Raw genomic sequence first — 26963 nt, 5'->3', positions numbered from 1 at the left:
TGAAAATGTCTCCGTCTACTTTATCACAAGGCGATGTTTAATTCAGAAGTTAGACGGCCATAAATAACGAGTTGCTTTTTAGTTTAGATAAACAAAAAGAGCCCACTCTTCATTAGAATTGGGCCCATTTGCCGTTCTTACCAAATACAAATTTTATCAACGCAGCCCTTTGTAAGGGATGGCTGTTGACTTAACACGTCTTATGACTTCACCCCAGCAACTAACTTCGTTTAATTAGCTGCGGAGGCTAAATCATCAATTAAATTGAAGAACTGTTCATTATTTACCGTATCCACTAATCTAATTGTCCGACCATCAGCAGTTAATATCGTCCGTCCAAGTGATGGTCCATTTGTAATGACGTCGCCGTGAACTAGCTTGGTTGTTGTTATTTCCGGGTGAGTTAAATAGCAGGTAGCTAAAACGTCCCATAAAAAATACTTTGAATTTGTGACAAAATGTCGTAATTCTGGCACTAATGCATAACTGTTACCCAAAAAATCAAAACCGACTTGTTGGCGACGATGTGCCCAATGCCGTCGTACAGCAGATGTTAGCGGCACATTATTGGTACTTTCCAAACCAACCATTTCAATATCAATGTCGCCCTCCCACACTGTCTTAACGGCCTCAGCATCCCAAAAGGCGTTCCATTCTGCATGTCCATCCGCTTCTGGCTCTTCAACATTACCACGTTCAAGAAAAGTGCCGCCCATCCAGACCAATCGACTAATTTTATTCGTTAATTCAGGCTGTGCACGAATGACTGTCGCTAAATCTGTCAATGGACCTGTGAATAATAATGTGATTGGTTCGGAAGTCTCACTCAGAATTATCCGTAAATGTTCCGCTGCAGAATCACTCCGTAACGGTGTTTTAATTGGCTCGTGCTCGTTAAGTAATGGCAATGCGGTCATCGAAAAAGTTTCGAGGCGCCAAGGTGTTGGGAAAGGATGTCGTGTCCCAGCATCTGAACTAGCCACTTCAATAGTCTGTCCTTTTCCAAAACGATCAATAATTTTTTGAGTAGCTGAAGTAGCAGGTTCTACATAACTGTCCGCCCCCATTACGCCAACACCAAGCAACGTCACTTCTGGCATTTGAAGTAGCAGAAACAAGGAAGTTAAATCATCAACACCACCATCATGATTAAAATAGACTTTCATATCATTTATTCCTTTCCCTTTAACCGAGCTGCTTTCGTAACCAACCTGATAAATAATCAATAATCGTCACCGTAATAATAATGCCGATGAGAATTATGCCAACCCGATTCCAAGAACGGGTCTGAATTGCGAACAGCAGTGGCGTGCCAACACCGCCAGCACCAACCATTCCCAAAATAGTAGCAGAACGAACTGATATTTCAAATCGATAAAGACTATATGAGGCGAAAGCTGGCAACACTTGTGGTAGCGTTGCAAATACAAGCCCGTTCACAGCGTTTCCACCAACACTAACAATGGATTCGCTGGGACCAACATCAATTGTTTCAATTGACTCAGCAAATAGTTTGCCTAACATCCCGACTGAATGAACGCCAAGTGCTAGCACACCTGCGAAAGCGCCCGGCCCAACTGCTTTAATGAACATAATCGCCAACACAATTTCCGGAAAAGTTCTCACGACTGCTAGCACGATCCGGCCACTAGTAGACATTACTGAAAAGTGATGACGACGTCGTTTAGCCGCCCAGAAAGCAAACGGGACACTAATAAGCGCCGAGATAATGGTGCCAACGAAAGCAATGGCCAATGTCTGTAACATCACGCTAACTAAGTCCTCACCGTTGCCCTGATAAACATAATGCCAATCAGGATGAATGATGCCCATTAATACAGCCTTAGTAACTGCTCCCGCCGACGATTGGATTTTGCTGAAATTGATTCCAAAGATTCCCCAGACATAGACAATAACGATTAGTAATCCCAAAAGCCATGATCTTGTCCGATGCCAAACGCCAGCTGACCTATGTTGTATTGAACCCATCATTGAAGACGCTCCCTTGCAAAATTGCTAAGACCATCAATAGCCAAAACCATAATTAAAATTGCCAAAATAATCACTGCAGTTTGGTCATACCGAAATTGTGATAACGACGTTTGTAACTGCTGACCAATCCCGCCTGCACCTAAATATCCCAATACAGTCGAGGCTCGCACATTAATTTCAAAGGTATAGAGAATGTAGCTAATAAAGCGACTAGATACTTGCGGTAAAATAGCAAACATCACCATCGCGCTACGTTTGCCACCAGTTGTTAAAATAGCCTCAAGCGGACCATTATCAATCGTTTCAATACATTCGTAAAACAATTTCGTAATCATGCCGAAAGAAAAAATCGTCAGTGTTAGCACACCAGCATATGGTCCAATACCAACAATCGCCACAAAAAGCGCCGCAAGTAATAAATCTGGCAACGTGCGGATCATGTTAAAAATGATTCGCACGAAACCCGTGATCCATTTGTTTGTGACGACATTACGGGCTGCAATAATGGCCGCTGGAATTGCCAAAAGGGTACCAAGCGTGGTACCAATTAGGGCCATTTGAATGGTTTCCAACATGGGCTGAACAACAAATGGTGCTGACTTCCAATCTGGATGCATCATCTCTTTAAAAAGAGCCAGAAACTGATCAAAATTCTGAATGAGCGCGCCAAAATCAAGCTTCAAAAAATTATTGCTGGCAATCAACAAGACCAGTAAAATAATCAAACCGCCGAAGAATCGAATGTGAAAACGTTGCGCAACTGTTTGTTTAGGAAGTTTCATTGATCCTCACCAACTAACGAACCATCGTTGTAAATATCTGCCAAATCGACGTCCGTCACATCCTGAATTTGCTCGTCATAAACAATCCGGCCTGCACGAAGACCAATGATTCGGGTTCCGTATTCTTTAGCCAAGGCAACTGAATGTAAATTGGCCACCACAGTTTTACCGAGCTCCTGATTCATGCTTTTAAGATCATTCATGACTAAATGAGCCGTTTTAGGATCCAGAGAAGCAGTCGGTTCATCTGCCAAAACAATTTTAGGATCTTGAACAAAGGCTCGGGCAACGGCAACCCGTTGTTGTTGACCGCCGGATAATTGATCAACGCGCTGATACACTTTATCCAATAAATTAACTCTTTCCAACGCTTTATAAGCGCGTTGCTTATCTGCTTCTTTAAAGAGTCCTAGACTACTTTGCCACGTTGGATAATAGCCCAATCGACCAGCTAAAACATTACGAAGCACCGTTGATTGCTTAACTAAATTAAAGTTTTGAAAAATCATGGCCACATCACGGCGTAACCGACGCAAATTTCTGCCTTTGGCTTCAGTAATCGACTGGCCATCAATTAACACATGTCCTTCTGTCACTTGATGCAGACGGTTTAAGCTTCGCATCAGCGTGCTCTTACCGGCCCCAGAAAGCCCCACAATCACAACGAACTCTCCAGGCTTAATTTGTAGATTGATATCGGTCAGCCCATTTGTCCCATTTTCATAAACTTTAGAAACGTGTTGCACGTCAATTACCGGTTTCAATTCCGGTTTTGTCATAAATATTTCCCTCTTCACAAAAATAAAGTGAGAGAAGCTAGCCCCGTTCACCTTATGATTCGAATTACATCTTATTCAGCATCTTTAACTTGTTTGTCGTACTGACGAATAATATTGAAGGTACTGTCCTTGGCTGGTGCATAACCTTCATGGCTGTACACCGACTTAATGATTTTGCGACCTTCCTTGGACTTACCAATCTTGATAAAGGCACGGGAAATCTTCTTTTGCCATTTAGGACTCATATCGCCACGAACGGAAATCGTGTCGTTAGGAATTTTGTTTGTCAGGTAGAGCGGCTTAGTTGTCTGGAATACATCCTTAACATCTTTTTGAACAATCTGACGTGCGTCGGCAAAGACGAAGGCCGCGTCTGTGTTCCCGTTAACCACCGACATCACGCCTTGGTCATGTCCTGTGACAGTAACAGTTTTGATATTGTCTTTCTTAATGTTGACACCGTGCTTGGCTAGTTCCGCCACCGGAAAGATATAACCAGCAGTTGACGTTGTATCTTGTACGGCAATCTTCTTACCCTTTAAATCCTTTAACGACTTAATACCACTATTCTTTTTAACCAAAATCATTGAACGATAGTAGTTAACCAACTTTTTGTTGTTCTTGCCACTTGGTTCATCTACGCCATAGCGCAGTGCTTGCAGAAGCACTTTTGCATGGTTCATCTTGTGCGCCTGGACGTATCCATCAGGTGGTAAAAAACCAACATCAACTTTCTTAGATCCCATGGCTTCAACAATCGTATTGTAGTTAGTCGAAACACTGACCTTCACCGGTACATGTAGCTGTTTTTGAAGTAAACCTTCCAAGGGTTTGGCCTTTGCCTCAATGGAGCTCGCGTTTGATGATGGAACAAACTGAACAGTCAAAGATTTAGGTGTGTATGTAGACTTGGCCGATACAGTACTTGGATGTCCGAAAGTCATTAACGTGGCGGCAGCTAGCGTACTCGTCAAACCAATCAACAACCGTTTTAAATTACGATGCATTCGTGTGAATCCCCCTCACAAAATTTGGTGTTTAAGTACACGAGTTATTGTAAACGACAATTCCATGACATTTCAACGAAATTAACGAACTTCTAATGTATAAATATCGTAATAGTTTGTGTTTGATGTTAAAATATTATTTTTATATTTTGTAAAAGGTTTTATTTGCCGTTTTAACGAACTTTCTTATTTTTCTTTTCAAAAAAACTGACAAACATTCATAAATATCAGTTGTTAAAGTTTACTTAGAAAAACAAACCATTTACGTAAAGCTTTGATTCTTTTCAATTATTCAATCTCGTCATGCAGTATGATATGAAACGATGCTTTTATGAAGGGAAGAACATTATGAAATCACGACATCGTTCGCTACTCATCACTTTTATCGTCGTTATCACCATTTCTGTAATGCAAATCCATGTTTACGCAGCCAATCAACAACGCGAAAATGGTCAGTTCAATGGGATCACACTTGATGTTGCCCGCCGTTATTACCAACCAGATACGATCAAATCATTTATTTCACAGATTGCGCAAAACCATGGCCAGTTTATTCAACTGCATCTTAGTGATGCACAGTCGTTTGCAATTGAAAACGAAACGGTCGGTCAAACGTTAGCCAATGCGACTCAAACTAATGGTGTCTGGCGTAACAACACTACGCATCAAGTCTTTTACAGTAAAGCGCAAGTTGCTGATCTAGTGACGTTTGCTAAACAAAAACACGTAACCTTAATTCCTGAAGTTGATACGCCTGCTCATATCGACGGAATGGTTAAAACGATGCGCGCTAATCATCAAACGCAACAAGTTGATCAATTGACGTACAATAATAAAAGCTACGGTCGCGAGTTTCATCTAAATACGGCCAGTACAACGTTTGTTAAACGGCTCGATACTGAGGTGGCTCAATCATTCACCGGTCAGCAAAACATGCGGTTTCACCTTGGTAGCGATGAGTTTACCGATCAAACTGGGGTTAACAAGCCTTATATCACCTATTTGAACGCTCTAGCCAAAAACGTTCGCTCCCTGGGATTCATCCCCGAGGCGTGGAACGATGGGTACATTAGTCAGGCACTTAATCAATATGACAAACATATTCAAATTACGTACTGGAATTGGACAGCCGATGAAAAAGGCGCTCCTGGCAAGGAACGACAAAAAGCGTGGGCCACAATGCCAGAATTAATTCATCACGGTTTCAAAGTGCTGAACTATAACGATTATTATCTTTATTTCAACTTGTCAAAAAAGAACGTCAGATCCAGCAATGTCGCTTACATGACTTCTGACATGAAACAAAATTGGGATCCAACCATTTGGGATAACGACAACGACTCAAGCCTGAACACACTGCACAATATTGTCGGCAGTAGCGTGTCCATTTGGGCAGATAAGGATCCCCACAGCAACATCAACGACAAACAAGTGTTAAAGGCTTCTCAAAAATTCTTGAGTCAATTTCTGCAACTTGCACGACAACCTATCTAACAATCATCGGGGAGTATCATGAACTTAATTAGCACATACGTTATTTTATATCCGGTAATTGTTTCGATTATCTGGATCATCAGCTCGATCTTCTTTTCAATTCAACAGAGAACAGTCCCACTCGTCAATCAGCCCGCTGGTCAACCAGACGACTTGGTATCAGTCCTTATTCCTGCGCATAACGAAGGCGCGACCCTTAGCGGAGTTGTCGAGTCCGTCGCCGCATTAAGCTATCAACATATCGAATTAATCCTGATTGACGATGGTAGCGACGATAATACGTTTGATGTTATGCAAAAATTGGCGCGACAATATGCCAAACGTTGTGATATCAAGCTTGTCCCTTTAATGCCTAACCGTGGCAAAGCCAACGCCCTTAATGAGGGGGCTAAACAGGCTCATGGTAAATTCTTGTTGTGTCTTGACGCCGACTGCTACGTCGATGCTGATGTTTTGCAGCCAATGCTTGCGCGTTTCTACGACAATAAAAAACTTGGCGCTGTCGCCGGTAAACCCATTGTCCGCAACCGGACCAGTTTATTAGGACGTCTTGAATTATTGGAATATATCGGGGTTATTGACATTATCAAACGTGGTCAAGCCTTTATTACTGGCCACATTACCACCGTTTCTGGCGTTGTAGTCGCCTACCGACGTGAAGCACTAGCACAAGTCGGCTGGTGGAATCCGCAAGCTTTGACTGAAGATATCGACATCACGTGGCGCTTGTATCAACACCAATGGCAAGTTAGCTGTTGCCCTGACGCCGTTGCGTGGATTTTGGTACCCGAACATGTCGGTGCCCTGGTTCATCAACGACAACGTTGGGCTCGTGGTGGTTTTGAAGTACTCTGGCGCAATAAAGGCATGTTGTTACGCGGACCGCTGAGTGCACAGTGGTTATTATTAGACATGGTTCTCAGCGATACATGGGCATTAGCCTGTGCGTTTGTACTACTTTTCTATGTATTTACCATTGCCTTCACGCAAACATTAATTATGGATGGCGTAGTACTATTTTTATTAGTGCTGATCAGCATCATTCAATTTCTAATCGGCTTCGCGGACTCAAAACAATCCGATTTTATCGCTTGGCAAGACTTATTATTACTGCCTGTTTACATTATTTTCTACTGGTTTATCAATTTGGTCAGTTGCCTGTCAGCACTGGCCTCATTCTTCTTGGATCCGCACCATGCAGGCACATGGCGCAGTCCAGATCGGGGGTTATAATGCGTCAACAAAAAGATCCTCGTTCATTGATTATCCGCAAACGACCATCAATTTGGGCACGTCTGCGTCGGGCAGCGATTTTATTAGTCCTTTGGTTAATTACTGGATTTATTATCTACATCAATGTTTGTTTTTTGCTAGGCGTCTATTCTGACGCCCTCGTTTCGGATTACCTTGTCCTGAATTTATCACTACATTTGTACAAAACACTGGCAATTCTCGTCATCATTGTTGCCGTTTTGATCACTTTTTTCGGCACACTGCACATCAACACTTTGAAACGGAGGGCAAAGCATCGTGAGCAAAACAACGCGTAAATGGATTTTAGCCGGCTTTTTACTACTCGTTTTGGGCGCGCTAGCGGTGAGCGTTAAACGCAATATTGCATTCGAACTAGGTAACAAACCTAGTTATGCTATTTCCACTCATGATGAAAAAAAGCCTGCCGGTATCATGGTTTTCTGTTATCACCGGATCTTGGACGACAACAAAACAGTCAAATTAGACGAACGTTTATCCCCCAACAGTCAGTTTCACGATTTCAACGTCAATCTCAGCGACTTCAAAAAGCAAATGGCCACTTTAGCCCGTGAACATGTTAAAGTAATCTCCACGGCACAAATGGTGCAAATGGTGGAATCACACCGGCGCATTCATGGCCGTTACGTTGTCTTAACGTTTGATGATATCGATCGAACTACTGTGGATAACGCCGCCCCAGTGATGATCAAACACCACTTTCCGTTTACAGTTTCCATCATTACTGGCAATACTGGCGCCTACCGAGCAGGTACCAAACTGGCAACATGGCCGCAGATCTTGACCATGAGAAAACGAGCTGGCGACTTGGCGACATTTGCCGTGCATACTAACAACATGCATTATCTGAATAGTGCCGGCACACCAATCTTCAACGTTCCTCGCAACTTCATGCGTTTCAAACGCGATTATGCAACTAGCCAAAACGTGATGCAAAAAAAGATTGACGCCGAAACGCCAATCTTTACGTATCCTTATGGTAGTGGTGATGCACAGGTTCAAGAATTTTTGGAACGTCAGCCACTGGAGGTCATCTACACACTAAACACTGGTATTGTTGATGAAAACACGGATCTGAAAAACACGCCGCGGGTTATTATTAATACAAATAGTTGGCCCAGCGTTCATCAGTGGTTAAAGCAAACGCGACTGTAAGCATGAAAATGGCTAGCTTAAGGCAATTCAATTCCTTCTTGATGCAACGCATTTAAATAGCTCGTCGTAAACGTGGATCGGACATTGCTCTGGTCCCCGTTTTTTACATACATCGTAACTGAAATTGCCAACAGGTGGGTCTTAGGCAAAATCGTTGGTCCCTGAATAACCGCGCGACCAACGACCTCCGGGTGTTTAGGTAACAGTCGGTCATTCACAGATTTAACCGTTTTAATGGCCTGATTCGTAGCTGTATCAGCTTTCAACGGTAAATCAATCTGGACCCGCATGTTTGTGCGTGACTGGTTTGTAATTGTAGTAATACTGCTGTTGGTGATGTAATTCAGGCCACCATCAGCATCTTTAATCGTTGTCAAACGCAGGCCAAACGCAACTACGCGCCCCGATGTCGTGCCATTGATGATGACGTTGTCGCCGACTTCCATCTGTTGCTCCATTAAGATCAGAAAACCGGCAATCACGTCGCGAATAATGCCCTGAGCACCTAGCCCAACAACAACCGTTACAATTCCAGCACTGGCAATCAACGTTCCAATTGGAAAACCAAGAACGCTCAAAATCGTATAGAGGAAAAAGAAGACAACAATATAACGCGTTGTATTGCGAACTAAGGTATGTAACGTTTCTGCTCGTTTTTGGTTAATTCGCCGATTCTTCATATAAGTGCCAAAACTACGGTCAATCAAAAAGATAATTGCCCGGTTGATTAGCCAAAAAAGAACTGAATACAATGCAATTTGAAGCATCATATTCAATAGATGCGGGCCAAACGTCCGCCACTTAAACTGTTCAAAAAATTCGCTAAAGCTCGCTACGGCCATCATTATCATTTGCTACTCCAGTTCTTCTGTGATGATTTACTAATCACAACTTTAGCATACTCGTCAGTTCAATTTGAGGTGAGTTAATTGTTTGTGAGAAAAATTTGAAAAAATACAGGACTATCAGCTGTTGCATCTTACTGAATCGACCGAGAAAACGATTTCTTCCATTTTTTCTCATTTACTCATTGACTTCTCATAAGTTGCTTGATAATATTAACAAATCAACTTGATTGATATTGCTCGGTGGCACAATGGTACTGCGTTCGACTGTTAATCGAAAGTGTGTTGGTTCGATTCCAACCCGAGCAGTTTTAAACCTTAGTTTTACTATGAATTTGTTAATCTCTACAATGCATGGTTTTAGTCATCATGTGTTGTAGAGATTTTTTATTGGTCTCCCATCTTTTCACGGGCCAACATTAATATCGTCTGCACGACTCAAAAAATGGGTAGCCACATTTACTTGTGGTTGCCCATATTTTTTAATCATCATCATTCTCGTTATTGTCATCGTTGCTATCAACGCTACTATCAGTACTATTACTTTCAGGATTCTGTCCCATAACATTGCCGCCTATGCTTGGGTACGCTGAATGAATTCGATTATAGAACCCCGCAATATCTTCTCCAGCACCTTCAGAAGCAGTATATTGTTGAACTAAAGTGCCATCTGGCACCGAGGCCAGCGCCGCCGAATCACAGCCAAACTGACTAGCTAAAGAATCACGCATACTTTGGGCAGTTTCACCGGCTGGACCCGTTGGAGCGGTGGAAGAAGATTGAGCTTGTGATGAACTGCTTGCAATCGATACTGCCGAACTAGTACTAGCACTGCTTGCATCAGAGCTAACACTATCGCTTTCCGTACTGACCGAGTTCTGAGTTGAGGAGTTTGCCTCTTTCTTACTCTTCGCTTTTAATTGTTTGTTTTCCCGTTTTAAACTAGCTAGGCTGCTGCTCCTAGCCACGTCTGACTTATTGCTCGAACTGTTCGAATTATTACTGCTACAGGCTGCCAGCAAGCCTAATTGTAAGACCGCTGCAGCTACTAGGACCGCTTTCTTCATTTTAAATCTTACCTCTCAGTTCACTTATTTTGAGAAATTAACTGTTTTAATTCATTTTGAGCGGCACTATCTTGTGAGACTTGGAAAGTCTGATTACCATCGCCTGCACCTTCTCCATTAGTAAAACCAGTAGTCGGCGAAGCGCTGGTGCCAGCAGGTATTTTAAGCTCATAGACAACTCCATTGTTAGCTAATAAATACTTACTAATCGGCTTGCTAAAACTCATATTTGTTGAATAGCCGTCAGCATTGCTGCCACTGTTTAGTCCACTATCTAGACCTGTTGTTCCATCCTTAGCTGAGTAAAATACGACGCCGCCGATCGCTTGAATTTTGTAGTTTGCAGAACCAGGATTACCGTTATCTTGCACTAACACTTTTCCATCAGAAGTCATTGCCACCCAATCAGAATCTCCAGCTGATCCATGATCAAAATACCAATCGCTAACAGCCATATTCCCCATCTGGGCCCGATGAGCCGCCCAGCTTGTAAATGCAGATGAAATTGCCGATTTTTGAGATGAACTTAATGGGGTAACGTTATTAGAGCTTGTTTGTGTCGAAGGCGCAGCACTCGAACTCGAGTTTGTACTTGAACTTGAATTCGTAGACTTCGTATTCGTAATGCCCTCTTTAGTCTTTTTCAAACGCTCATTTTCTTTTTTCAAGCTACTTGCTTCACTATCATGACGGGTACTTCTTGATTCAGTATTCATCCCCCCAATGTTGATTCGACCAGTATCGTAAAGCCAATAACCCAGCCCAGAGACAAGCAATAAAATTATCATTATCAGGACTAGCCAAAGGCAGCCATGATGTTTGCGCACAACTTTTGCATTATTTTGATCGTTATTCGATCTGCTATCACTGTGTGGATTACTGGTTAAAGGCGTACCACACTTTTGACAGAACTTTGCTGAGTCGGGATTTAAATGCCCGCAATTCGCACATTTTTTCATTTATTCCCCTTCTGAATCTGAATCAATAAAATAAAGGACCATATCGAATCTATTTTTACTACCGGCTACGGCTACATAAAAATCACCAGACTGATTTCGCCCATCTTCAGTAGGACTGTCAACATGAAAACTATATTTTCCGGGAAACAGCCCATTTCTAAAATCTTGTGCCGTAGCCTTTATATGTTTCCCACCATTTGTAATGGTAATTCGCATTTTTTCTGTATCATCCGTGGTCATAAAATGAACAGATGTTGGTTTTGCCGCCAAGTAATATGAGTCAAACAGCCCAAATACTTTCTTTGACTCTACATAAAACTTGTATTTAACGGATGGACCAGCGATTGTATGCCCGTCCGTGATACGCTTCCCGATTTCCGCTGTCGGAACTGAAGCATGGTTATGCCATTGTTCAACAACACTCTGTGCCCCTGTTTTGGCGAAACCTAAATTTTGGCTATCCTTATCAAACTGTTTTAGAAACAATTCACCATCTTCATCTTGGGCTGCCTTAGTGATGTTGGCAGCCAATTGATCCTTTGAAATAATGAACTGATTCTTGATTCCAACTACTCCAGTAACAAAAACAACCAAAATGATTATTGCAATTATTATTTTTGGACCCTTTTTCATTGCATCCACCCACTACGTTAAGCTCACAGGTTCTGGCCCAAACTGATTACTATATTCATTTCCTGGTTCCGCCATAAACACTTGTAAAACAGGGCCGCCAATGACTGGAATAAATATCAGGCAATAGTATCCGCCAGATCGATTCGTATCATGACATCTACGTATACTCAGAGCAATCGAAACGATGGCCAGCGCCACATAAATCAATGTCACCAATATGACACCGATAATTGGAATAAATATCGGAATAAGGCCCAATGCAGCAATAACTGTCAATCCGACCTGCGCATACCAATAATCGGTTTGCGATGTCCGCCCACTAAACTCAAATACTTTGTTTAAAGCGTCCTTAGTGGCTGCAAACGATTTTGAAGCAAATGTGTTACTAGCCGAATCATTTTCGTGATTTTCATTTGGACTAATCACCTTTGCACTAGAATCACTGCCATTGTTGGCTTGCCTTTGGTTCACAGATTGATTTTTTAAAGTACTACTTTCGGCCGTTTCGTTAGAAAAATCATTCTCTTTAGTATTTTGTATTGCACCACAAAAAGGACAAAATTTAACCTGTGTGCTAATTTTTTGTCCACAATTTGTACAGAATTTCGTTTCTTCCATGATAAAGTTCCCCTCAACTATTATTTTTTGCTAATTTAATTACTTGACGAGCCCAGCGTTTGGTAAAACCATACTGTTTTGCTAGGGCATCTAAATTTGAACCATTGTAACTTTCAATTATCTTCGGCTTTACCTTGTCACGATCATTTAAATGAATTGGAAAATTAATCTCCTCACCCTTAAATGCGTCCCACAGTAATAACAGCTTGTCTTCACCCAGCAAATCATAGATTCGCCGATATACGTCCGGTAATGTGGTAGGATCAACTTTTTGTTTGTCCATAAGCCCCCTCCTCACCTTCGTTTTTCATCATAGCAACAACCTTGTGCAGTTACTAACGCGGCCTGCAAGGCACATGTCCGTATAAACGTAGTGAAGATTTCACGAGATTCGTCCTGAACTATGCAAAATCATTCCGTTTTTGAATCATTTTGACGAATAATTTGGCGAATCCATCGTTGGGAATAATCATATTTATGAGTCAATTGCACTAAGTTATGCCCGTTATATTCAGCGATGATTTTTTTTGCTACCTTCTTTCGATCATATAAACGCATTGGAAACGAAATTTGACGTCCACGATATATCTCAAACACTTTCATCATTTGCTCGGTGCCCAACACTTCATCTAGTTGTGCATATGACTCTTGAAGTAATTCCGACGTCACATCCATATGATGACCCCCACGAATCAATTTTTAAGATAAGATTATCAGACCCATAATGACTCCTGTAATGTAAATGTCATTACAGGTTGAAGGTGTTCCGGCTACCTTTGCTCCTATCAATGATTCGATAAATTGTTCTTTCACTGTACTGATGTCGAATTGCCAAATCTGTTATTGTGAGACCACTTCTATACTCTTCCATAATTTGTTCGTACTCATATTGGGGCTTCAATAGTCGTTTCGGGAAACTAATTTGATTGCCAGAATAAGTTTGATATATCTTTAACGTTGCCTCTTTACCAACGCTTTCATAAAATTCTTGATAAATTTGTTTCCACATATAAATCTCGTTCATAACTGGCCTCCTTGTATACTCAGTAAATTCAGTCTAAAATTTTACATAGACACAATAAGTCTATTTATAAATAAAAATGACCTGAATAATATTTCAAATTCAAGTCGCTTCAAGGACGGTGTACATATTGAATGCCGCATACCGACAATTATTTATTTTTCAACAATTATTAAGTGGTCTAGTGATCCACAAACAAGATTTAGTTAAACGATTTAATGTCAACGCACGTGTTATTCAAAGAGACTTTAGTCAAATTCGTCAGTTCATTGATGATCAACAGCTTTTCTACCAAATGCAGTACAAGCGAGGCCTAAACGGTTATGTTTTAGAGACAGACCAAGATAGCATTTCAAAACAATCTATTTTAGTCATTATCAAAACATTATTGGCTAGTCGATCTTTGACGAGCAAAGAAATGAAAACGACAGTGAGCGGCTTATTGAATCTTGCAACGCCTGAAGAACAGCATGAAATTCGACCGATTATTCAAAATGAAAGTTTCTACTATCTTCCAGTCCATCATGATCAACCACTTCTACGAACAATTTGGCAATTTAGCCAGTTTATTATTAAAAAACAAGCAATCCAAATAACTTATCAACGTCAACATGGTGAATATAAAACATATATTATCCTGCCGGAATCCGTCATTTTTTCCGAATACTATTTTTATATAATTGCATTTAATCCTCAGGGAAAAGGTAATCGCTTCTTTCGAGCTGATCGAATAAAGGATTATCATCAGATTAACAAGAAAATAACTCAAAACTATGCTGACAGATTCGAAGATGGTAAGTTACGCCAACAGATTCAATATATGCAACCTGGTCAGACAATCACTCTTCTCTTTGAGTTTTCTGGCATTGTTGAAGCTGCTTTAGATCGTTTTCCAAACTCCGTTGTAAAAAAAAGAGATTCAGTTCGTCATTGCGTTCTGATTGAAGCAAAAACATACGATACCGGCGCTAAGATGTGGTTACTTAGTCAAGGCAATTTGGTCAACGTTTTAAAACCGACAAAATTGCGCGATGAGATAAGGGATGAACTTCGCGCCATGCTTCATAAATATGAAAAGAGGGAGTAATTTATAATCGATTTTAATCTCTTAACTTTTTTATCATAACAACAAACAGCGCCGATGATTCGAATTCGAAAATTCAGATCATCGGCGCTATTTTTGTAGGAACCATGATACAACCTTTTTTTCATATTTGTGTCTTAAAAATTCGTACAAAAGCTATCTAAGCAAATAAGACAACCTCACTCATCAAGGATTTTATCAAAATACTGTGACTGTGTCCTCCTGACCCTCACACACTGACGTATACACGATGCACAGCATCAGCGAACTTTGCCAAACACATTCGTCCTTTTCTCGTCAGTATCAGCTTTTCATGACGCCTATCTTCAACCGTTGGTTCTGCAGTAATCAAACCGCTCTTCATTAAATGACTAAAACGGATAGAGAGGGAAGACCGACTAACATCTAGTTCTGTTGCCAAGTCTTTAATAAAGTTGCTACTTTGTGCTTCATCGATACGATACAGCACATATATCGTGACCAAATCGAAACCTGCCGTTGCGAGCAGTTCTTTATTGATGTTGCGGCTACGTGTTTGCAACTTTATCAGTGATCTAATTTCTTCTTTTAATTCTGCATTATCCATATGATTGCCCCATAAACCCGACATCTTCAATTTCTATCAATGCCTTCTCCTATAACCCGCCGTCAAACCCATCACGCTCAACAAAGTAAGGCCTAACGCCACTAGACCGGTTTCCCTTTGTTCGTCTGTGTGTGGTAATCGTGCCGCGTGTTGTAATTTTTGTGGGACCTTTGCTGATACTACAGATACGGTTTTACGAGGTGCCCGAGCACTATGAACAGACGCCATCTCTGATACGTTTGAAACGGCGATTGGTCCAAACACAGGCAATATATTATCAGGTACGTTTGAGATAGGTTTTGGCATAATTGATTGTTGCTGTGGCACTATCTTACCAGGCGTTGACGCTACCGGATTGCTTGGTACCGAAGGCGTGTTGAATGTGAGCGGCGTCAATACAGAGGGTATCTTCGGCGTCACGTTATTTGGCACCGGATTCACTGGCTCTATTGGTGTTGGCGTGTTAACAAAAAAGGGTACCGGCGTTTCGGGATGTTGTGGTGTAAAAGGCGTTTCAGGCGTCTTTGGCGTGCTAGGTGGTGTCACAGCAGCTTTCGCATAAACAACTTTATAAACTAAATCACTACTGGTGCTATCCACGTTCTGTGCGGCAGTCTCGGTTAATCCTGAGTGCAACGCATTAGTACTGAGCACGTAATATCCAGTAACGGTAGGATCTGGCACGGCCGCAAAACTAGCACCATCAGATTGCCAACCGTCTCCTACTGGCTTACCAGTTGCTGGGTCAATTGTGGCGGTTGCTGCGGACTGTGTTGTTGAATAATAAACTGTATCTTTATTTGTAGATGAGTCGTGAACTGTTAAGAAATCAATCGCTGTTGCTTTTTTCTGTGGTGCAACGACTGTTCCTTGCTCATCCACATAATTGATTGTTTCATTGACTGTCTTATGATTTTTGATCGAATAGTTTGAAAAATAAACGTAAGTCACGACGGCCGGTGCCCCGTATGCTGGATTTTCTATAGCAATTTGCCCACCTGCACCATTAATATCTTTATAGTTATATATCTGCCAGGTATAATCGCCGGCTTTCAAATGAAAGACCTGCGTCGTTGTCGGTGTTTTAGTCTTCGTGTTATCAAACAGATGCTCATCTGTTACTGTCACATCGACATCGCCTTCGTCCGTTAATTGAACATACGTCGCTGAAACCCCGCTACCGTAGTCCAAAGTCCCAGACCAACCTTTTCCAAACAATGACAATTGACCCGATTGAACTTTAGGCAGCTTTGTTGTGTCCAATGTATAGCCGCTAATCATAGGTGGCTTGTCTGTGTATTGTTGCCAGCTTAAGCCTTGTTGTACAGACTTCGGTTTAATCGCCTGGCCGGACTCATTCACAAAATTCGTCGTGACATTAACAAGTCTTGGTACCCACATAACATGATCCGATTCGCGGTTGACACCATCGCTATTTGTTATCATGAACGTGCTGTAATGCTGCCCATTCAATAAGGTCAGACCGTAATTTTGGTTATTATAGGTAAAACCATACTTTGCTGATGTAACGGATTGACCCGCTTTGACCGTGTAAGTCACATCATCGTGGTAAGTCTTTGGCGATAGTTCATGTACATAAACAGTACCGTTGCCCGTTCGATCTGTTGACACCACGATTAGTCCGCCGTCGTTAATTGCTGTTTGGCTAAACGTAAAATGATTTGAATCTGGGTCTAACCATGCGTACGCTTTATAGGAAGGCGGATTTGCAAACGTAACTGTGTTTGTCGTCGTGTCCGTTGGTGGTACCACTGCCGTGCCAGACGCAACCAATGGCACGCCAACTCGGGTGATTTTTTGAGGGAGACCTGTCTGTTGATAAATCACACCAGCAACTAGCTTTGCCGTATCCGTCACAATGTCATCCGCCTCGCCAAGGTCAGTGATTTCAGTCAGTGGACTAGTGACACCTGGTTCCGGCTTCACCGAATTTGGAACAGCTGACTGTGTATTATTGGCAACAACTTCCCCTGCGTTACTGGCATTCGCAGTGGTGGCTTGTTCACTAGTGGCACTACTGTTTGCAATATTCGAAGTGGATGATGTAGTACCCGTTTTTTTTGAATCATCAGTGGCCAAAAAATCAAATGTGTTAGGCACGGTCGCTGAAGGTGGCGTCTGTGTGGCCGACGAAGACGTACTAACAGATGCTGGCTGACTTGCTGACGACGCAGTGCTAATAGATGCTACCTGACTCTCAACTGAAACAGCTGAAGACTGACTTGTCGGCGCACTGAGTGTGACCTGCGAACCTGCTAATGCTGCCTCACTGCCATTTGTTATCTCGGGTGTGCTCGAAGTTGTTTGCTGTTCATCAGCATGGACAATAGCTGTGCCAGTGCCAATCACAGTCAGCGCTGTTGCAGCTATCACTGTCCATCGTTTACCATTATTATGTACTGTTTTAGTGATTCTAAATTCGTTTTTCCGCATGTACCCACCCTCATAAACAAAAAATCCAAAAGATAGCTTATTCAAATTTATCGTTAGATTTCAATAAATTATTACTTCGTAGGATTTCCCTAATCCAGCGTCTTGAATAACCATAGTAATCCGCTAGAAACCGCAAATTATGTCCGTTATAATCTCGCTTAACTGCGATAATTACTTTTTCACGTCCATAAACATGCAGTGGAAAGGAAATCTGTTCCCCTTTACAAAGGTCGTAAACCTTCATCATTGCCTCTACTCCAATTTCGTCGGCAATTCTGGCATACGTCTCTTGCAATGCGCCTCTATCAACGTTGTGGCCGGCCATAGCAAGCCCTCCTCATCATTACTTTTATATAATATCAAGGTCGTTAAAACATTTAAAAAACCGACCGTATTCATTGTTATATGCATAGTTGCACGCAACTATGCATATAAATATTATTTTACTAATAGATTTATTTGTGATACGAATAATTGATGGACTATTAAAATAATGGTAAATCATAAGTTTGTAACGCTGTTTAGATGATTCCTAATACACATCAAAATATCGATTTTCGTTAAAATATGCTTTAACAAATACAAAGCCCTTTAACACAAAAAAACAGATTGAGAATAAATTCTCAATCTGTCTTTTACGTTAAGTTCTAAAAGTTGAAATACAAAAGATACTTTGTACATCGATTTTCAACAGTCGAAGTATCTGTTCAAGACATACATATTTTTGGGTTTTAGTGATGGTCTCCCAACATAAACCGTCTAATCTTACCGGTACTCGTCTTAGGTAACGCGTCAACTTGATAAAACTTCACCGGCACCTTATAGTGGGCCAAATGCTGCCGACCAAACTCTTTTAAAGAATCAATATCGACACGACCATCATGATCTACGACATAAGCCACAGGCACCGCACCCCACTTAGAATCTGGTTCACTCGTAACGGCCATTTCATCGATTTCACTCACCTCAGAGTAAGCACGTTCGACTTCTTCAGGAAAGACATGCTCACCACCAGAAATAATCATGTTGTCCAAACGACCATCTACATATAGATATTGAGCATCATCAAAATGACCAACATCCCCCGTTTTATACCAGCCATCGGCCGTTAACTTTTGCTGAAATAAATCTGGTTGATTCAGATAACCAATGGTGAGTGCTGGCGTCTTAAGGAGAATTTCAGAATTGTCTTCGCTCAATCGGAGTTGTGTCGAGAAAAATGGTTTCCCGACTGACTGAAAACGTGAATCAACATCTTCATACCCAGAGGCAACAATTTGTGAACAGGTTTCGGTCATCCCGTATGAACGAATGACCGTAAGACCTAGTTCGTGACAGCGATTAATCAACGTTCCCGAAGTCTTTTCACCACCGAGGATGAATCCTTTGAAGGCTTTTGAATATGGTACTTTATCAACCTCATATAACGATACTAATGGTTTCAACATTGTTGGCACGACGGACATCCAACTGATGGGTTCGTCTTGCAGAATATGTGCCACCTTTTCAGCGTCAAAGCGATCTATAAGGCGAACCGTCACACCTAGTAAGATTCCGCGCATCATAATAGAGAATCCACTGATATGAAATATTGGCACAGCGCACAGCCACTCATCGTTGACGGACAAGCCTAGGTTATTTGTCACACTGATAGTTGACGTATAGTGGTTAAGCACCGTTTGCTGAACACCCTTGGGCTTCCCTGTACTACCAGATGTGAACATGACACTGACAACCTGGTCATTTTCAAACTCTGCCGGAATCAGTGCATCTTTCGCTTCTGAACAATTAGTTACTTGGTCAAATGTTAGGCTATCCCTCACTGACAAGGGTCGAGCCAAACTATCTTCTTGAAGACAACAGTCAACATCAGCATCCGCCAACTGTTGATTTAACTCTTTGTCTGTCAGTCGCTTATTCAACCAGACAATTGTTTTTCCATGTAATAACAGTGTCATGGCCATTAAATAACCCGTCACGGTGTTATTAGTAAGAATTGCAATCCGTTTCTTAGCAAACGCGCCTAAGTAACTTAACTGTGTTCCCAATTTTTTGGTAATCTCTAATAGGTCATTATAGGTATAGTTCTCACTGCCATCTGTTACGGCCACTCGATCAGGTGTCAGCATCGCTCGCTTTAGAATCCAGTTATCCATCATTTCTCCTTCAACTCGGTACTATAGCGTATGCCGTTAACGCCTGCTATTTATGGAAATTTAGGGAACTTGTCAAAGTCTGGTTTTCGCTTTTCATTAAACGCATCGCGACCTTCTTTTGCTTCGTCGGACTCATAAAACAGCATTGTCGCATCCCCACCGAATTGTTGGAGTCCAGCCAATCCATCCGTGTCAGCGTTCATGGCAGCTTTAATGAACCGCAATGCGGTTGGTGATTTAGTCAACATTTCGTCACACCACTTCAGTGTTTCAGTCTCAACATCCTTTAGTGGTACTACTTTATTGATCCAGCCCATCTGCAACGCCTCATCAGCCGTATAGAAATGTCCAAGGAACCAAACTTCTTTCGCACGTTTCTGACCAATAACACGTGAAAGCAATCCTGAACCATAACCGGCATCGAAGCTGCCTACCTTTGGCCCTGTTTGACCAAACTTAGCATTGTCAGCTGCAATCGTTAAATCGCACACTAGCTGCAAAACATTACCACCGCCAACGGACCAGCCACGAACCATGGCAACAACTGGCTTAGGAATAATTCGAATCAGATGCTGTAGGTCAAGAACATTCAGTCGAGGAACATTGTCATCCCCCACATAGCCACCATTACCACGCACACCTTGATCACCGCCGGAAGAAAAGGCCAAATCGCCAGCACCAGTTAAAATAATGACACCAACATTCGCATCGTCTCGACAAATAGTAAAAGCATCAATCATTTCAGATACCGTTTTCGGCGTAAAAGCATTCCGCCTTTCCGGACGATTCATGGTAATCTTAGCAATGTGACCCGCTTCTTCAAACAAAATTTCGTCATATTCTTTTACTGTTTTAAAATCACTAACACTTGTCATAAATCTTATTCTCCTAAATTTACATATTTTAGAAATCGAGGTAATCAAATGTCCCTTACTGACACGTTTGGAATTCACATTCAAACCGCATCTGCAACTAAAGTTATTCTAGCACTCCCCATTAGCGATGCCCTGAAGCAGCCCTTCGGCATCGTCCACGGCGGTATCAATGCCATTCTAGCAGAAGAGGCAGCCAGTCGCGGCGCTTTGGCAACTGTAGATGGTGCGCACGTCCCTGTCGGTGTTGACATTAATGTTCATCATTTTCACGCAGCACAAACAGGCACATTAGTGGCCACTGCGACACCACTATTTATCGGTCACACCATGCAAACCTGGCAAGTCGACATCAAGTTAGGTGATACGCTAACTAGTTCAGCCACGGTCACGCTCGCAATCAAATCAAAACACAAAAAGGAAGGTGACTAGAATATGCGAGCCAAGAAAATCTCAATTAGTATTTTTACCATTCTCTGCTTAGGGCTACTGGCGTTATGGTTCATGCCAGCCCCAGCACATGTTCAAATGGTCGGTTGGAACAGCTTTTTAATTGTGCTGTTCTTTCTCGCAGGTTGTGTTCTTAACGTGGCACCACTTTCTGTATTGTCACTTACAATGATGACCTTGCTAGGGCTCACTAAAACAATGGCGATGCCTGTTATTCTATCCTTCTTTGGCGCACCGCCTGTTTGGTTAGTGTTATTTGCCTTTTTCATGGCTATCGGTTTTCGTAAAACTAATCTCGGCAACCGCATGGCCTATTTCTTAATTAGCCATTTTGGGCACAATCCGATTAGTCTGGCTTATGTCATGGCTCTATGTGATCTGATTCTCGCACCAGTTATTCCTAATACAAATGCTCGTGGCGCTGGCATTCTTTTTCCAATTAATCAATCCTTAACCGGTGCTTTGCACGATGTCAAAGATTCCAACACCGCTACGGTGAGCTCATATTTAACATTAGTTACCTTTCACCTGAACCTTATCATTGGTGGTTTATTCTTCACCTCAATGGCCACAAACCCGCTGGTAGCTAGCCTCGCCGCCAGTACATTTCACATCAAGATTTCGTGGTTGCAGTGGTTTATCTATGCAAGCGTGCCGACTATTTTAGCGGTCATCGTCACACCGTTACTAATTTTCAAACTGCATCATCCAAAACACACCGATTTAACCTCAGTTCGTCAGACGGCCATTAAGTCCTTATCAAATATGAAGCAGATTTCGGCAAACGAAGTGAAGATGGTCATCGTCTTTCTTGCGGTTGTTGTACTCTGGGCAACGTCAGCGCTAACTGGACTCGATAACACGTTAATTGCCATGTTTGGGCTAACCGTTTTACTCATCTTGCGGATTCTCACAATTGATGATGTTCTGCATGAAAAGCAAGGTTGGAATATCTTTCTATGGTTGGCACCATTAATTGGCGTCACCGAATACTTAAACAAAACTGGCGTAGTCAACTGGATCAAGCTGACACTAACAAATAGCGTTCATGGTATCAATGTTGGCCTTGCCATTGTTTTATTAGTTCTACTATACTTTTACGTTCACTACCTGCTTACCAGCGTATTGATTCACGTACAAACATTTTTCATTCCGTTTGCTCTGATCCTTGTTTCACTCGGTGTACGCCCGATTGTGGCAACTATGCTGTTAGGATTACTAACTTGTCTGTCGCCAGGAACTACGCATTACGGTACAGGAACGGCTTCTATTTACTTTTCCACTGGTTTTCTATCACAAAAGGAATGGTGGCGTATTGGCTTTCTCGTGTCCCTCAGTAACATTCTAATTTACGGTGTTATTGGCGTATTGTGGTGGAAAGTTCTTGGTCTGTGGTAAAAACACGGTCAAAAAATCGGCCCTCAATACTAAACCTTATTACATTTGCAATTATCAGATTTTATTTGAGGCCGTTAGGATTATACTGCTAGTAATTAATTAAACTTTTAAATTCATATTGGAGTCTTTCACATGTCCCTTACCCTAACAATTGCAAACCAATCCGATCTTCCAACTATTGTTAGCATCTATAATCAAAGCATCCCCAGCCATGCCGTGACTGCTGATTTAGTGCCCGTGACCATTGATAATCGTCAGTCATGGTTCGAAGCGCACCAACCAGACAGTTATCCCATTTGGATGGTTAAAGATGACGATAACATCATTGGCTGGGTCAGCCTGTCACCTTTCTATGGGCGCGGTGGGTATGCTCATACGACCGAGATTTCGATTTACTTAGATCAACAAACGACTGGTCACGGCTATGGTAGTCAGGTGATGTCGTTACTAGCACGACAGATTGCCAACTTTCATTTCACCAGCGTAGTGGCTTACATTTTCGACTCCAACGCAGCCAGCCTGCATTTGTTTCATAAGTTTGGTTATGAAGAGTGGGGACATTTGCCAAAAATCGCTAATATGGCAGGCACTCCTCGCGACCTGATCATTTTGGGTCGTCACTATTAATGCATAATAAAAAGGCGTTTGAACGTAATGGCTTCTAAAATAGAGTCATCAGTTCAAACGTTTTTTACACTATCCAAAATCATTTCAAAGTTGCATCAATGGCAGTCAGTTCGTCATCGCTAAAGTCTAAGTGTTTTAAGGCACCCAAGTTGTCTCTAAGTTGTTCCGGACGACTAGCCCCAATCAGCACGCTTGTGACTTGTTGATGATGCAATAACCAGGCAATTGCCATATCTGCCAGCGATTGATCTCGCTGTTGAGCGATCTCATTCAACCGTTTAACCGTACTCAGTGTTTGCTCGACCTGATCCTCATGCAAAAACGGACTCGTGGACCGATGTGCACGTGAGTCTTCAGGAATGCCGTTCAGGTAACGATCCGTCAGCAAGCCCTGCGCTAACGAGCTAAATGTAACTAGTCCCGTTTGGTCGGTCGCCAACTTGTCTAGCAAACCATCTTCAATGTGGCGGTCAAACAGATTGTAACGATCTTGATGGACAATGTATGGTGTGTGTAAATCGTCAAAGACTGCCTCAATGGCAGCCGTCTGCTCTGGATTGTATTTCGAAATCCCGATGTATAAGGCTTTGCCCTCCCGTACCAGCTTATCTAAGGCATACGCCGTTTCTTCAACCGGTGTGTCAGGGTCCGGGCGATGTGAATAAAAAATGTCCACGTAATCCAAGTGCATACGTTGAAGGCTCTGATCGGCACTTGCTAAAATATTCTTCATCGAACCATCGTCACCGTAAGGGCCATCCCACATACGATGTCCAGCCTTACTGGCAATAACCAGTTCATCACGATAGGGTTTTAAGTCTTCATCCATCAAGTGGCCAAAGTTTGTTTCAGCACTGCCTGCTACTGGACCATAATTATTCGCCAAATCGAAATAGGTTATGCCTGCATCAAACGCCGTTCGGACGATCTGCTTTTGGGTCTCATACTCGTCCACACTACCAAAATTGTGCCAGAATCCGAGACCGAGAACGGATAATTTCAAGCCACTCTTACCTGCTCGCCGATACATCATCTGTTCATACCGATGTTCGTTTGCTAAATACATACTCTGCCTCCACTTAAATTGCGACCAACGCCGATTTGACGCGGTTATACTGTTGTTAATTATAGGCTTTTACCTATTTTTATTGCAAACGTTTTCAAACAAACTCAGCTCACTATAAAAGAGCATCAACCGCTGTGATATCAGTGAATTGATGCTCTTTCATTTAACCTGCTACTTAAAGCAGATTTGTTGCCAATCTTATATATAATCACGTACGCTCGACCCAATAAATATATAAAACAATCAACGTAATTCAATTTGAAACTTTTCAGGCCCGTCCAACGTTTGCACATTTACTGTCATACCGTTCTTTAACGGACGATCAACCCAAAAACTGGGGTGCAAATGATAATTAAAATCGAAACTGTATCGGGTTTGACCAGCGCCCTCAGTTTCTGCCTCAACTTCACCACGACTGCCATCGGACAATTCAACGCTTTGCTGCTTCACATTTGGTGCCACATAAATCGTTGTCATGGACTCCACCTCCAACAACATTATAGCAGGAAAAATATTTTAGGTTAAATTAAAACAATTATTTCGCGTACCAAATCATAATAGAAAAAGCGCTCAAATTGCATTTCTTAGGAAAAAGCGTACAATTGGTGATAATCTTATTTATCACTTGATAAATGAAAATAAATCTACGGAAAAAAGGAGAAATCATCATGTATTTAGGGCTAAAAGAAATGCGCTATGAAAAGCTACGCTATAGTCTGTTAACTGGTGTGATGGTTCTGATTGCGCTTGTTGTCTTCATTCTAGCCGGACTGGCTGGTGGTCTCTCTCAAGGGAACCGTTTAGCAGTCGATCAATGGCAAGCTAAATACGTTTATTTGAACAAAGACGCTAATAAAAACATCATGGCATCACAGTTAACCACCGATGCAACTAACGATGTTAAGGGTAAACAGGTTGCAAACATTGCACTTGATAGTACCGTCGTTCGCAAAGTTGGGAGTAATAATAAAATCGACATTTCCGCGTTGGGAACTGCCAACAACAGCTTTATTATGCCTAAGGTTACTAGCGGCCATAAAGTCCAGCGTGATAATCAAATCATCATTTCACAAAACTTGAAGGATCAAGGGATTAAGATTGGTGACAAGGTTCGTTTGGGCTCAAATGACACCAAATTAACCGTTGTCGGCAGTTACGGTAAGAGCACATACAGTATTGCCCCAACCATGTATATGAATTTGGCAACATTGGCCAAAATTAAGGCTGCTGGCACGCCTGTCACAAAGCCGCTCGGCATCAATGCAATTATCACCAAAGACAGCCAGTTATCTGCGAACAAACACAATTTGCAACGGCTGCCTATCAATGATTTCATTCAAAATCTGCCTGGTTACAGTGCTGAACAAACAACTTTAAACACCATGATCTACTTCCTGTTCGCGATGTCACTGGCCATTATCGGGATATTTATGTATGTTCTAACCTTACAAAAGCAGTCATTGTTCGGCGTTCTGAAGGTTGAGGGAATTGGCACACGCCACATTCTGGCTAGTGTTGTAACACAGGCTGCCGTTATGAGCGTGATCAGTGTTGCCGTCGGATTATTGATCACGATTGGCATCGGTGCCATCGCACCAACCGGTATGCCGTTTGCACTAAACTACCCACAACTCGGCATTTATGCTGTGTCATTAATTCTCGCCTCAATTCTGGGTTCCTTACTATCCTGGCGCACAATTGCCAAAATTAACCCAGTCACGGCAATTAAATAGAGTGATGCCGAAGCCCAAGAGAAGCTGAGCACTAACAAGACGTAAAGGAGAAAAAACATGGCAAACGTAATGGAACTTGTTAACGTATCAAAACGTTTTGGGAGCGGCCATACCGCAGTCAACGCACTTAGTGATGTGAATTTCGAAATCCAGCAGGGCCAATTTGTTTCAATCATCGGGCCATCAGGATCTGGTAAGAGTACGTTTTTGACCATCGCGGCCGGACTACAAACACCGACAAGTGGTAAAGTTTTGCTAAATGGCACAGACCTAGCCACCCAGACAGAAAAGCAGCGTCTACAATACAGATTTGATCATGTCGGCTTTATTCTACAAAGTTCAAACTTGATTCCTTATCTAACAGTCTCTGAACAGTTTAAGCTCATTGACCGTTTGGCCCACCAAAAATTTCAAGAAAAGGAAATGCGTCAATTACTGGATAGACTAGATTTGAAGAACCTAGATGATGCCTATCCAAACGCACTGTCCGGTGGTGAACGCCAGCGTGTCGCAATCGCTAAAGCGCTATATCACGAACCTGACATTATCCTAGCTGACGAACCAACGGCCAGCTTGGACTCGACCCGTTCGTTTGACGTCGTTGATCGTTTGGTTAGCGAGGCTCATGACTTAAATAAAGCGATTATCATGGTAACCCATGATGAACGGTTGATTACTAAAAGCGATGTCGTGTATCAAATCGACGATGGTAAAATGCAAAAGCTTGAGAACAAAGAAGCTGTCGAATCACAGAATTAAAAAATCGTATGTTGCGGAAGATCAATGTGAAGTGAACCCCCAAGGTTGGACAACAAATTCAACCTTGGGGGTTTTACTATGTCTAAATTCACTTTCGAGTTTCGTACAAAGGTGGTCACTGAGTACCTGACCGGTAAAAGCAGCACTTCTCTAG

30 protein-coding genes, 1 tRNA gene and 1 pseudogene are annotated in these 26963 nt (G+C 42.1%); 11 read left to right on the top strand and 21 right to left on the bottom strand.

Features of this window, described 5'->3' with window-relative positions; genetic code table 11:
• Window positions 1–230: 230 nt before the first annotated feature.
• The 5 genes from LDK34_RS09175 to LDK34_RS09155 form a co-directional block, all read right to left on the bottom strand.
• Window positions 231–1166, bottom strand: coding sequence for a nucleoside hydrolase (locus LDK34_RS09175; RefSeq protein WP_236941759.1), 936 nt, complete (start codon window positions 1164–1166; stop codon window positions 231–233).
• Between the two features lie 19 nt (window positions 1167–1185).
• Window positions 1186–1989: a phosphonate ABC transporter, permease protein PhnE gene (phnE, locus tag LDK34_RS09170; RefSeq protein WP_431190216.1), complete on the bottom strand. Its 804-nt coding sequence runs from the start codon at window positions 1987–1989 to the stop codon at window positions 1186–1188.
• On the bottom strand, window positions 1989–2774 hold the full coding sequence (gene phnE / locus LDK34_RS09165; RefSeq protein ID WP_236941757.1) for a phosphonate ABC transporter, permease protein PhnE: 786 nt from the start codon (window positions 2772–2774) through the stop codon (window positions 1989–1991). The genes phnE (LDK34_RS09170) and phnE (LDK34_RS09165) overlap by 1 nt, the downstream gene beginning before the upstream one ends.
• Window positions 2771–3553: a phosphonate ABC transporter ATP-binding protein gene (gene phnC / locus LDK34_RS09160; RefSeq protein ID WP_236941756.1), complete on the bottom strand. Its 783-nt coding sequence runs from the start codon at window positions 3551–3553 to the stop codon at window positions 2771–2773. The genes phnE (LDK34_RS09165) and phnC overlap by 4 nt, the downstream gene beginning before the upstream one ends.
• 71 nt (window positions 3554–3624) lie before the next feature.
• Window positions 3625–4560 carry a phosphate/phosphite/phosphonate ABC transporter substrate-binding protein gene (locus LDK34_RS09155; protein WP_236941755.1) on the bottom strand — a complete coding sequence of 312 codons (936 nt, stop codon included), beginning with the start codon at window positions 4558–4560 and terminating at the stop codon, window positions 3625–3627.
• Between the two features lie 348 nt (window positions 4561–4908).
• On the opposite strand from LDK34_RS09155, the gene LDK34_RS09150 reads away from it, so the two are divergent.
• Genes LDK34_RS09150 through LDK34_RS09135 form a run of 4 tightly spaced genes read left to right on the top strand, consistent with a single transcriptional unit; the run spans window position 4909 to window position 8481 of the window.
• Complete coding sequence (locus LDK34_RS09150; RefSeq protein ID WP_236941754.1) at window positions 4909–6054, top strand: family 20 glycosylhydrolase; 1146 nt, start codon at window positions 4909–4911, stop codon at window positions 6052–6054.
• 18 nt (window positions 6055–6072) lie between these two features.
• On the top strand, window positions 6073–7287 hold the full coding sequence (locus LDK34_RS09145; protein WP_236941753.1) for a glycosyltransferase family 2 protein: 1215 nt from the start codon (window positions 6073–6075) through the stop codon (window positions 7285–7287).
• A complete protein-coding gene (locus LDK34_RS09140) occupies window positions 7287–7604 on the top strand; it encodes a hypothetical protein (RefSeq protein WP_236941752.1) in 318 nt (105 codons plus the stop codon). Before LDK34_RS09145 ends, LDK34_RS09140 begins: the two co-directional genes overlap by 1 nt.
• Entirely contained in the window at window positions 7585–8481 is an 897-nt protein-coding gene (locus tag LDK34_RS09135; protein WP_236941751.1) for a polysaccharide deacetylase family protein, read from the top strand. The genes LDK34_RS09140 and LDK34_RS09135 overlap by 20 nt, the downstream gene beginning before the upstream one ends.
• 17 nt (window positions 8482–8498) lie before the next feature.
• Here the strand turns inward: LDK34_RS09135 and LDK34_RS09130 are convergent, their stop codons facing one another.
• Complete coding sequence (locus tag LDK34_RS09130; RefSeq protein ID WP_236941750.1) at window positions 8499–9326, bottom strand: mechanosensitive ion channel family protein; 828 nt, start codon at window positions 9324–9326, stop codon at window positions 8499–8501.
• Window positions 9327–9563: 237 nt separating this feature from the next.
• Between LDK34_RS09130 and LDK34_RS09125 the strand changes: the two genes are divergently transcribed.
• Window positions 9564–9635 (top strand) — tRNA-Asn (locus LDK34_RS09125).
• Window positions 9636–9808: 173 nt separating this feature from the next.
• Here LDK34_RS09125 and LDK34_RS09120 read toward each other — a convergent pair.
• The 8 genes and pseudogenes from LDK34_RS09120 to LDK34_RS09090 all read right to left on the bottom strand — a co-directional run bounded on the left by LDK34_RS09120 (window position 9809) and on the right by LDK34_RS09090 (window position 13627).
• On the bottom strand, window positions 9809–10393 hold the full coding sequence (locus tag LDK34_RS09120) for a hypothetical protein (protein ID WP_236941749.1): 585 nt from the start codon (window positions 10391–10393) through the stop codon (window positions 9809–9811).
• A gap of 20 nt (window positions 10394–10413) precedes the next feature.
• The gene (locus LDK34_RS09115; RefSeq protein WP_236941748.1) at window positions 10414–11109 is read right to left on the bottom strand and encodes a hypothetical protein; all 696 of its coding nucleotides are present in this window, start codon (window positions 11107–11109) and stop codon (window positions 10414–10416) included.
• Window positions 11110–11280: 171 nt separating this feature from the next.
• A pseudogene (locus LDK34_RS12690) lies at window positions 11281–11352 on the bottom strand (zinc-ribbon domain-containing protein); the annotation flags it as partial.
• Window positions 11353–11985 carry a hypothetical protein gene (locus LDK34_RS09110; RefSeq protein WP_236941747.1) on the bottom strand — a complete coding sequence of 211 codons (633 nt, stop codon included), beginning with the start codon at window positions 11983–11985 and terminating at the stop codon, window positions 11353–11355.
• A gap of 12 nt (window positions 11986–11997) precedes the next feature.
• Window positions 11998–12603: a DUF805 domain-containing protein gene (locus tag LDK34_RS09105; protein WP_236941746.1), complete on the bottom strand. Its 606-nt coding sequence runs from the start codon at window positions 12601–12603 to the stop codon at window positions 11998–12000.
• A 13-nt stretch (window positions 12604–12616) separates the two neighbouring features.
• Complete coding sequence (locus LDK34_RS09100; protein WP_017263001.1) at window positions 12617–12886, bottom strand: Mor transcription activator family protein; 270 nt, start codon at window positions 12884–12886, stop codon at window positions 12617–12619.
• A 128-nt stretch (window positions 12887–13014) separates the two neighbouring features.
• On the bottom strand, window positions 13015–13278 hold the full coding sequence (locus LDK34_RS09095) for a Mor transcription activator family protein (protein ID WP_236941745.1): 264 nt from the start codon (window positions 13276–13278) through the stop codon (window positions 13015–13017).
• Between the two features lie 73 nt (window positions 13279–13351).
• Window positions 13352–13627 carry a Mor transcription activator family protein gene (locus LDK34_RS09090; RefSeq protein ID WP_236941744.1) on the bottom strand — a complete coding sequence of 92 codons (276 nt, stop codon included), beginning with the start codon at window positions 13625–13627 and terminating at the stop codon, window positions 13352–13354.
• 127 nt (window positions 13628–13754) lie between these two features.
• Between LDK34_RS09090 and LDK34_RS09085 the strand changes: the two genes are divergently transcribed.
• On the top strand, window positions 13755–14711 hold the full coding sequence (locus LDK34_RS09085) for a helix-turn-helix transcriptional regulator (RefSeq protein WP_236941743.1): 957 nt from the start codon (window positions 13755–13757) through the stop codon (window positions 14709–14711).
• Between the two features lie 226 nt (window positions 14712–14937).
• Here the strand turns inward: LDK34_RS09085 and LDK34_RS09080 are convergent, their stop codons facing one another.
• The 5 genes from LDK34_RS09080 to menB form a co-directional block, all read right to left on the bottom strand.
• Complete coding sequence (locus LDK34_RS09080) at window positions 14938–15294, bottom strand: helix-turn-helix domain-containing protein (RefSeq protein WP_236941742.1); 357 nt, start codon at window positions 15292–15294, stop codon at window positions 14938–14940.
• Between the two features lie 36 nt (window positions 15295–15330).
• A complete protein-coding gene (locus LDK34_RS09075; RefSeq protein ID WP_236941741.1) occupies window positions 15331–17748 on the bottom strand; it encodes a mucin-binding protein in 2418 nt (805 codons plus the stop codon).
• A 37-nt stretch (window positions 17749–17785) separates the two neighbouring features.
• Window positions 17786–18073 carry a Mor transcription activator family protein gene (locus LDK34_RS09070; RefSeq protein ID WP_236941740.1) on the bottom strand — a complete coding sequence of 96 codons (288 nt, stop codon included), beginning with the start codon at window positions 18071–18073 and terminating at the stop codon, window positions 17786–17788.
• A gap of 406 nt (window positions 18074–18479) precedes the next feature.
• Window positions 18480–19904 carry an o-succinylbenzoate--CoA ligase gene (gene menE / locus LDK34_RS09065; RefSeq protein ID WP_236941739.1) on the bottom strand — a complete coding sequence of 475 codons (1425 nt, stop codon included), beginning with the start codon at window positions 19902–19904 and terminating at the stop codon, window positions 18480–18482.
• A 50-nt stretch (window positions 19905–19954) separates the two neighbouring features.
• Window positions 19955–20779: a 1,4-dihydroxy-2-naphthoyl-CoA synthase gene (gene menB / locus LDK34_RS09060; RefSeq protein ID WP_236941738.1), complete on the bottom strand. Its 825-nt coding sequence runs from the start codon at window positions 20777–20779 to the stop codon at window positions 19955–19957.
• A gap of 48 nt (window positions 20780–20827) precedes the next feature.
• Between menB and LDK34_RS09055 the strand changes: the two genes are divergently transcribed.
• The 3 genes from LDK34_RS09055 (at window position 20828) to LDK34_RS09045 (ending at window position 23251) form a co-directional block, all read left to right on the top strand.
• The gene (locus tag LDK34_RS09055) at window positions 20828–21208 is read left to right on the top strand and encodes a PaaI family thioesterase (RefSeq protein ID WP_236941737.1); all 381 of its coding nucleotides are present in this window, start codon (window positions 20828–20830) and stop codon (window positions 21206–21208) included.
• Between the two features lie 3 nt (window positions 21209–21211).
• Window positions 21212–22624, top strand: coding sequence for a DASS family sodium-coupled anion symporter (locus LDK34_RS09050; protein ID WP_236941736.1), 1413 nt, complete (start codon window positions 21212–21214; stop codon window positions 22622–22624).
• 132 nt (window positions 22625–22756) lie between these two features.
• Complete coding sequence (locus LDK34_RS09045; RefSeq protein WP_236941735.1) at window positions 22757–23251, top strand: GNAT family N-acetyltransferase; 495 nt, start codon at window positions 22757–22759, stop codon at window positions 23249–23251.
• 79 nt (window positions 23252–23330) lie between these two features.
• On the opposite strand, the gene LDK34_RS09040 is transcribed toward LDK34_RS09045, so the two are convergent.
• Both LDK34_RS09040 and LDK34_RS09035 read right to left on the bottom strand, forming a co-directional pair.
• Window positions 23331–24317, bottom strand: a complete 987-nt coding sequence (locus LDK34_RS09040; protein ID WP_236941734.1) for an aldo/keto reductase — start codon at window positions 24315–24317, stop codon at window positions 23331–23333.
• A gap of 243 nt (window positions 24318–24560) precedes the next feature.
• Window positions 24561–24794, bottom strand: coding sequence for a hypothetical protein (locus LDK34_RS09035; RefSeq protein WP_017263007.1), 234 nt, complete (start codon window positions 24792–24794; stop codon window positions 24561–24563).
• Between the two features lie 191 nt (window positions 24795–24985).
• Here LDK34_RS09035 and LDK34_RS09030 point away from each other — a divergent pair, with 191 nt between their 5' ends.
• Entirely contained in the window at window positions 24986–26050 is a 1065-nt protein-coding gene (locus LDK34_RS09030) for an ABC transporter permease (protein ID WP_236941733.1), read from the top strand.
• 57 nt (window positions 26051–26107) lie between these two features.
• Window positions 26108–26809, top strand: a complete 702-nt coding sequence (locus LDK34_RS09025) for an ABC transporter ATP-binding protein (RefSeq protein WP_161002363.1) — start codon at window positions 26108–26110, stop codon at window positions 26807–26809.
• Window positions 26810–26963: the final 154 nt, after the last annotated feature.

The organism is Furfurilactobacillus milii (assembly GCF_021654115.1).
In the GTDB taxonomy this organism is placed as follows: Bacteria; Bacillota; Bacilli; order Lactobacillales; family Lactobacillaceae; genus Furfurilactobacillus; species Furfurilactobacillus milii.
The sequence above is the reverse complement of the archived record's forward strand: the minus strand, read 5'-3'. Positions and strand labels throughout refer to the sequence as shown.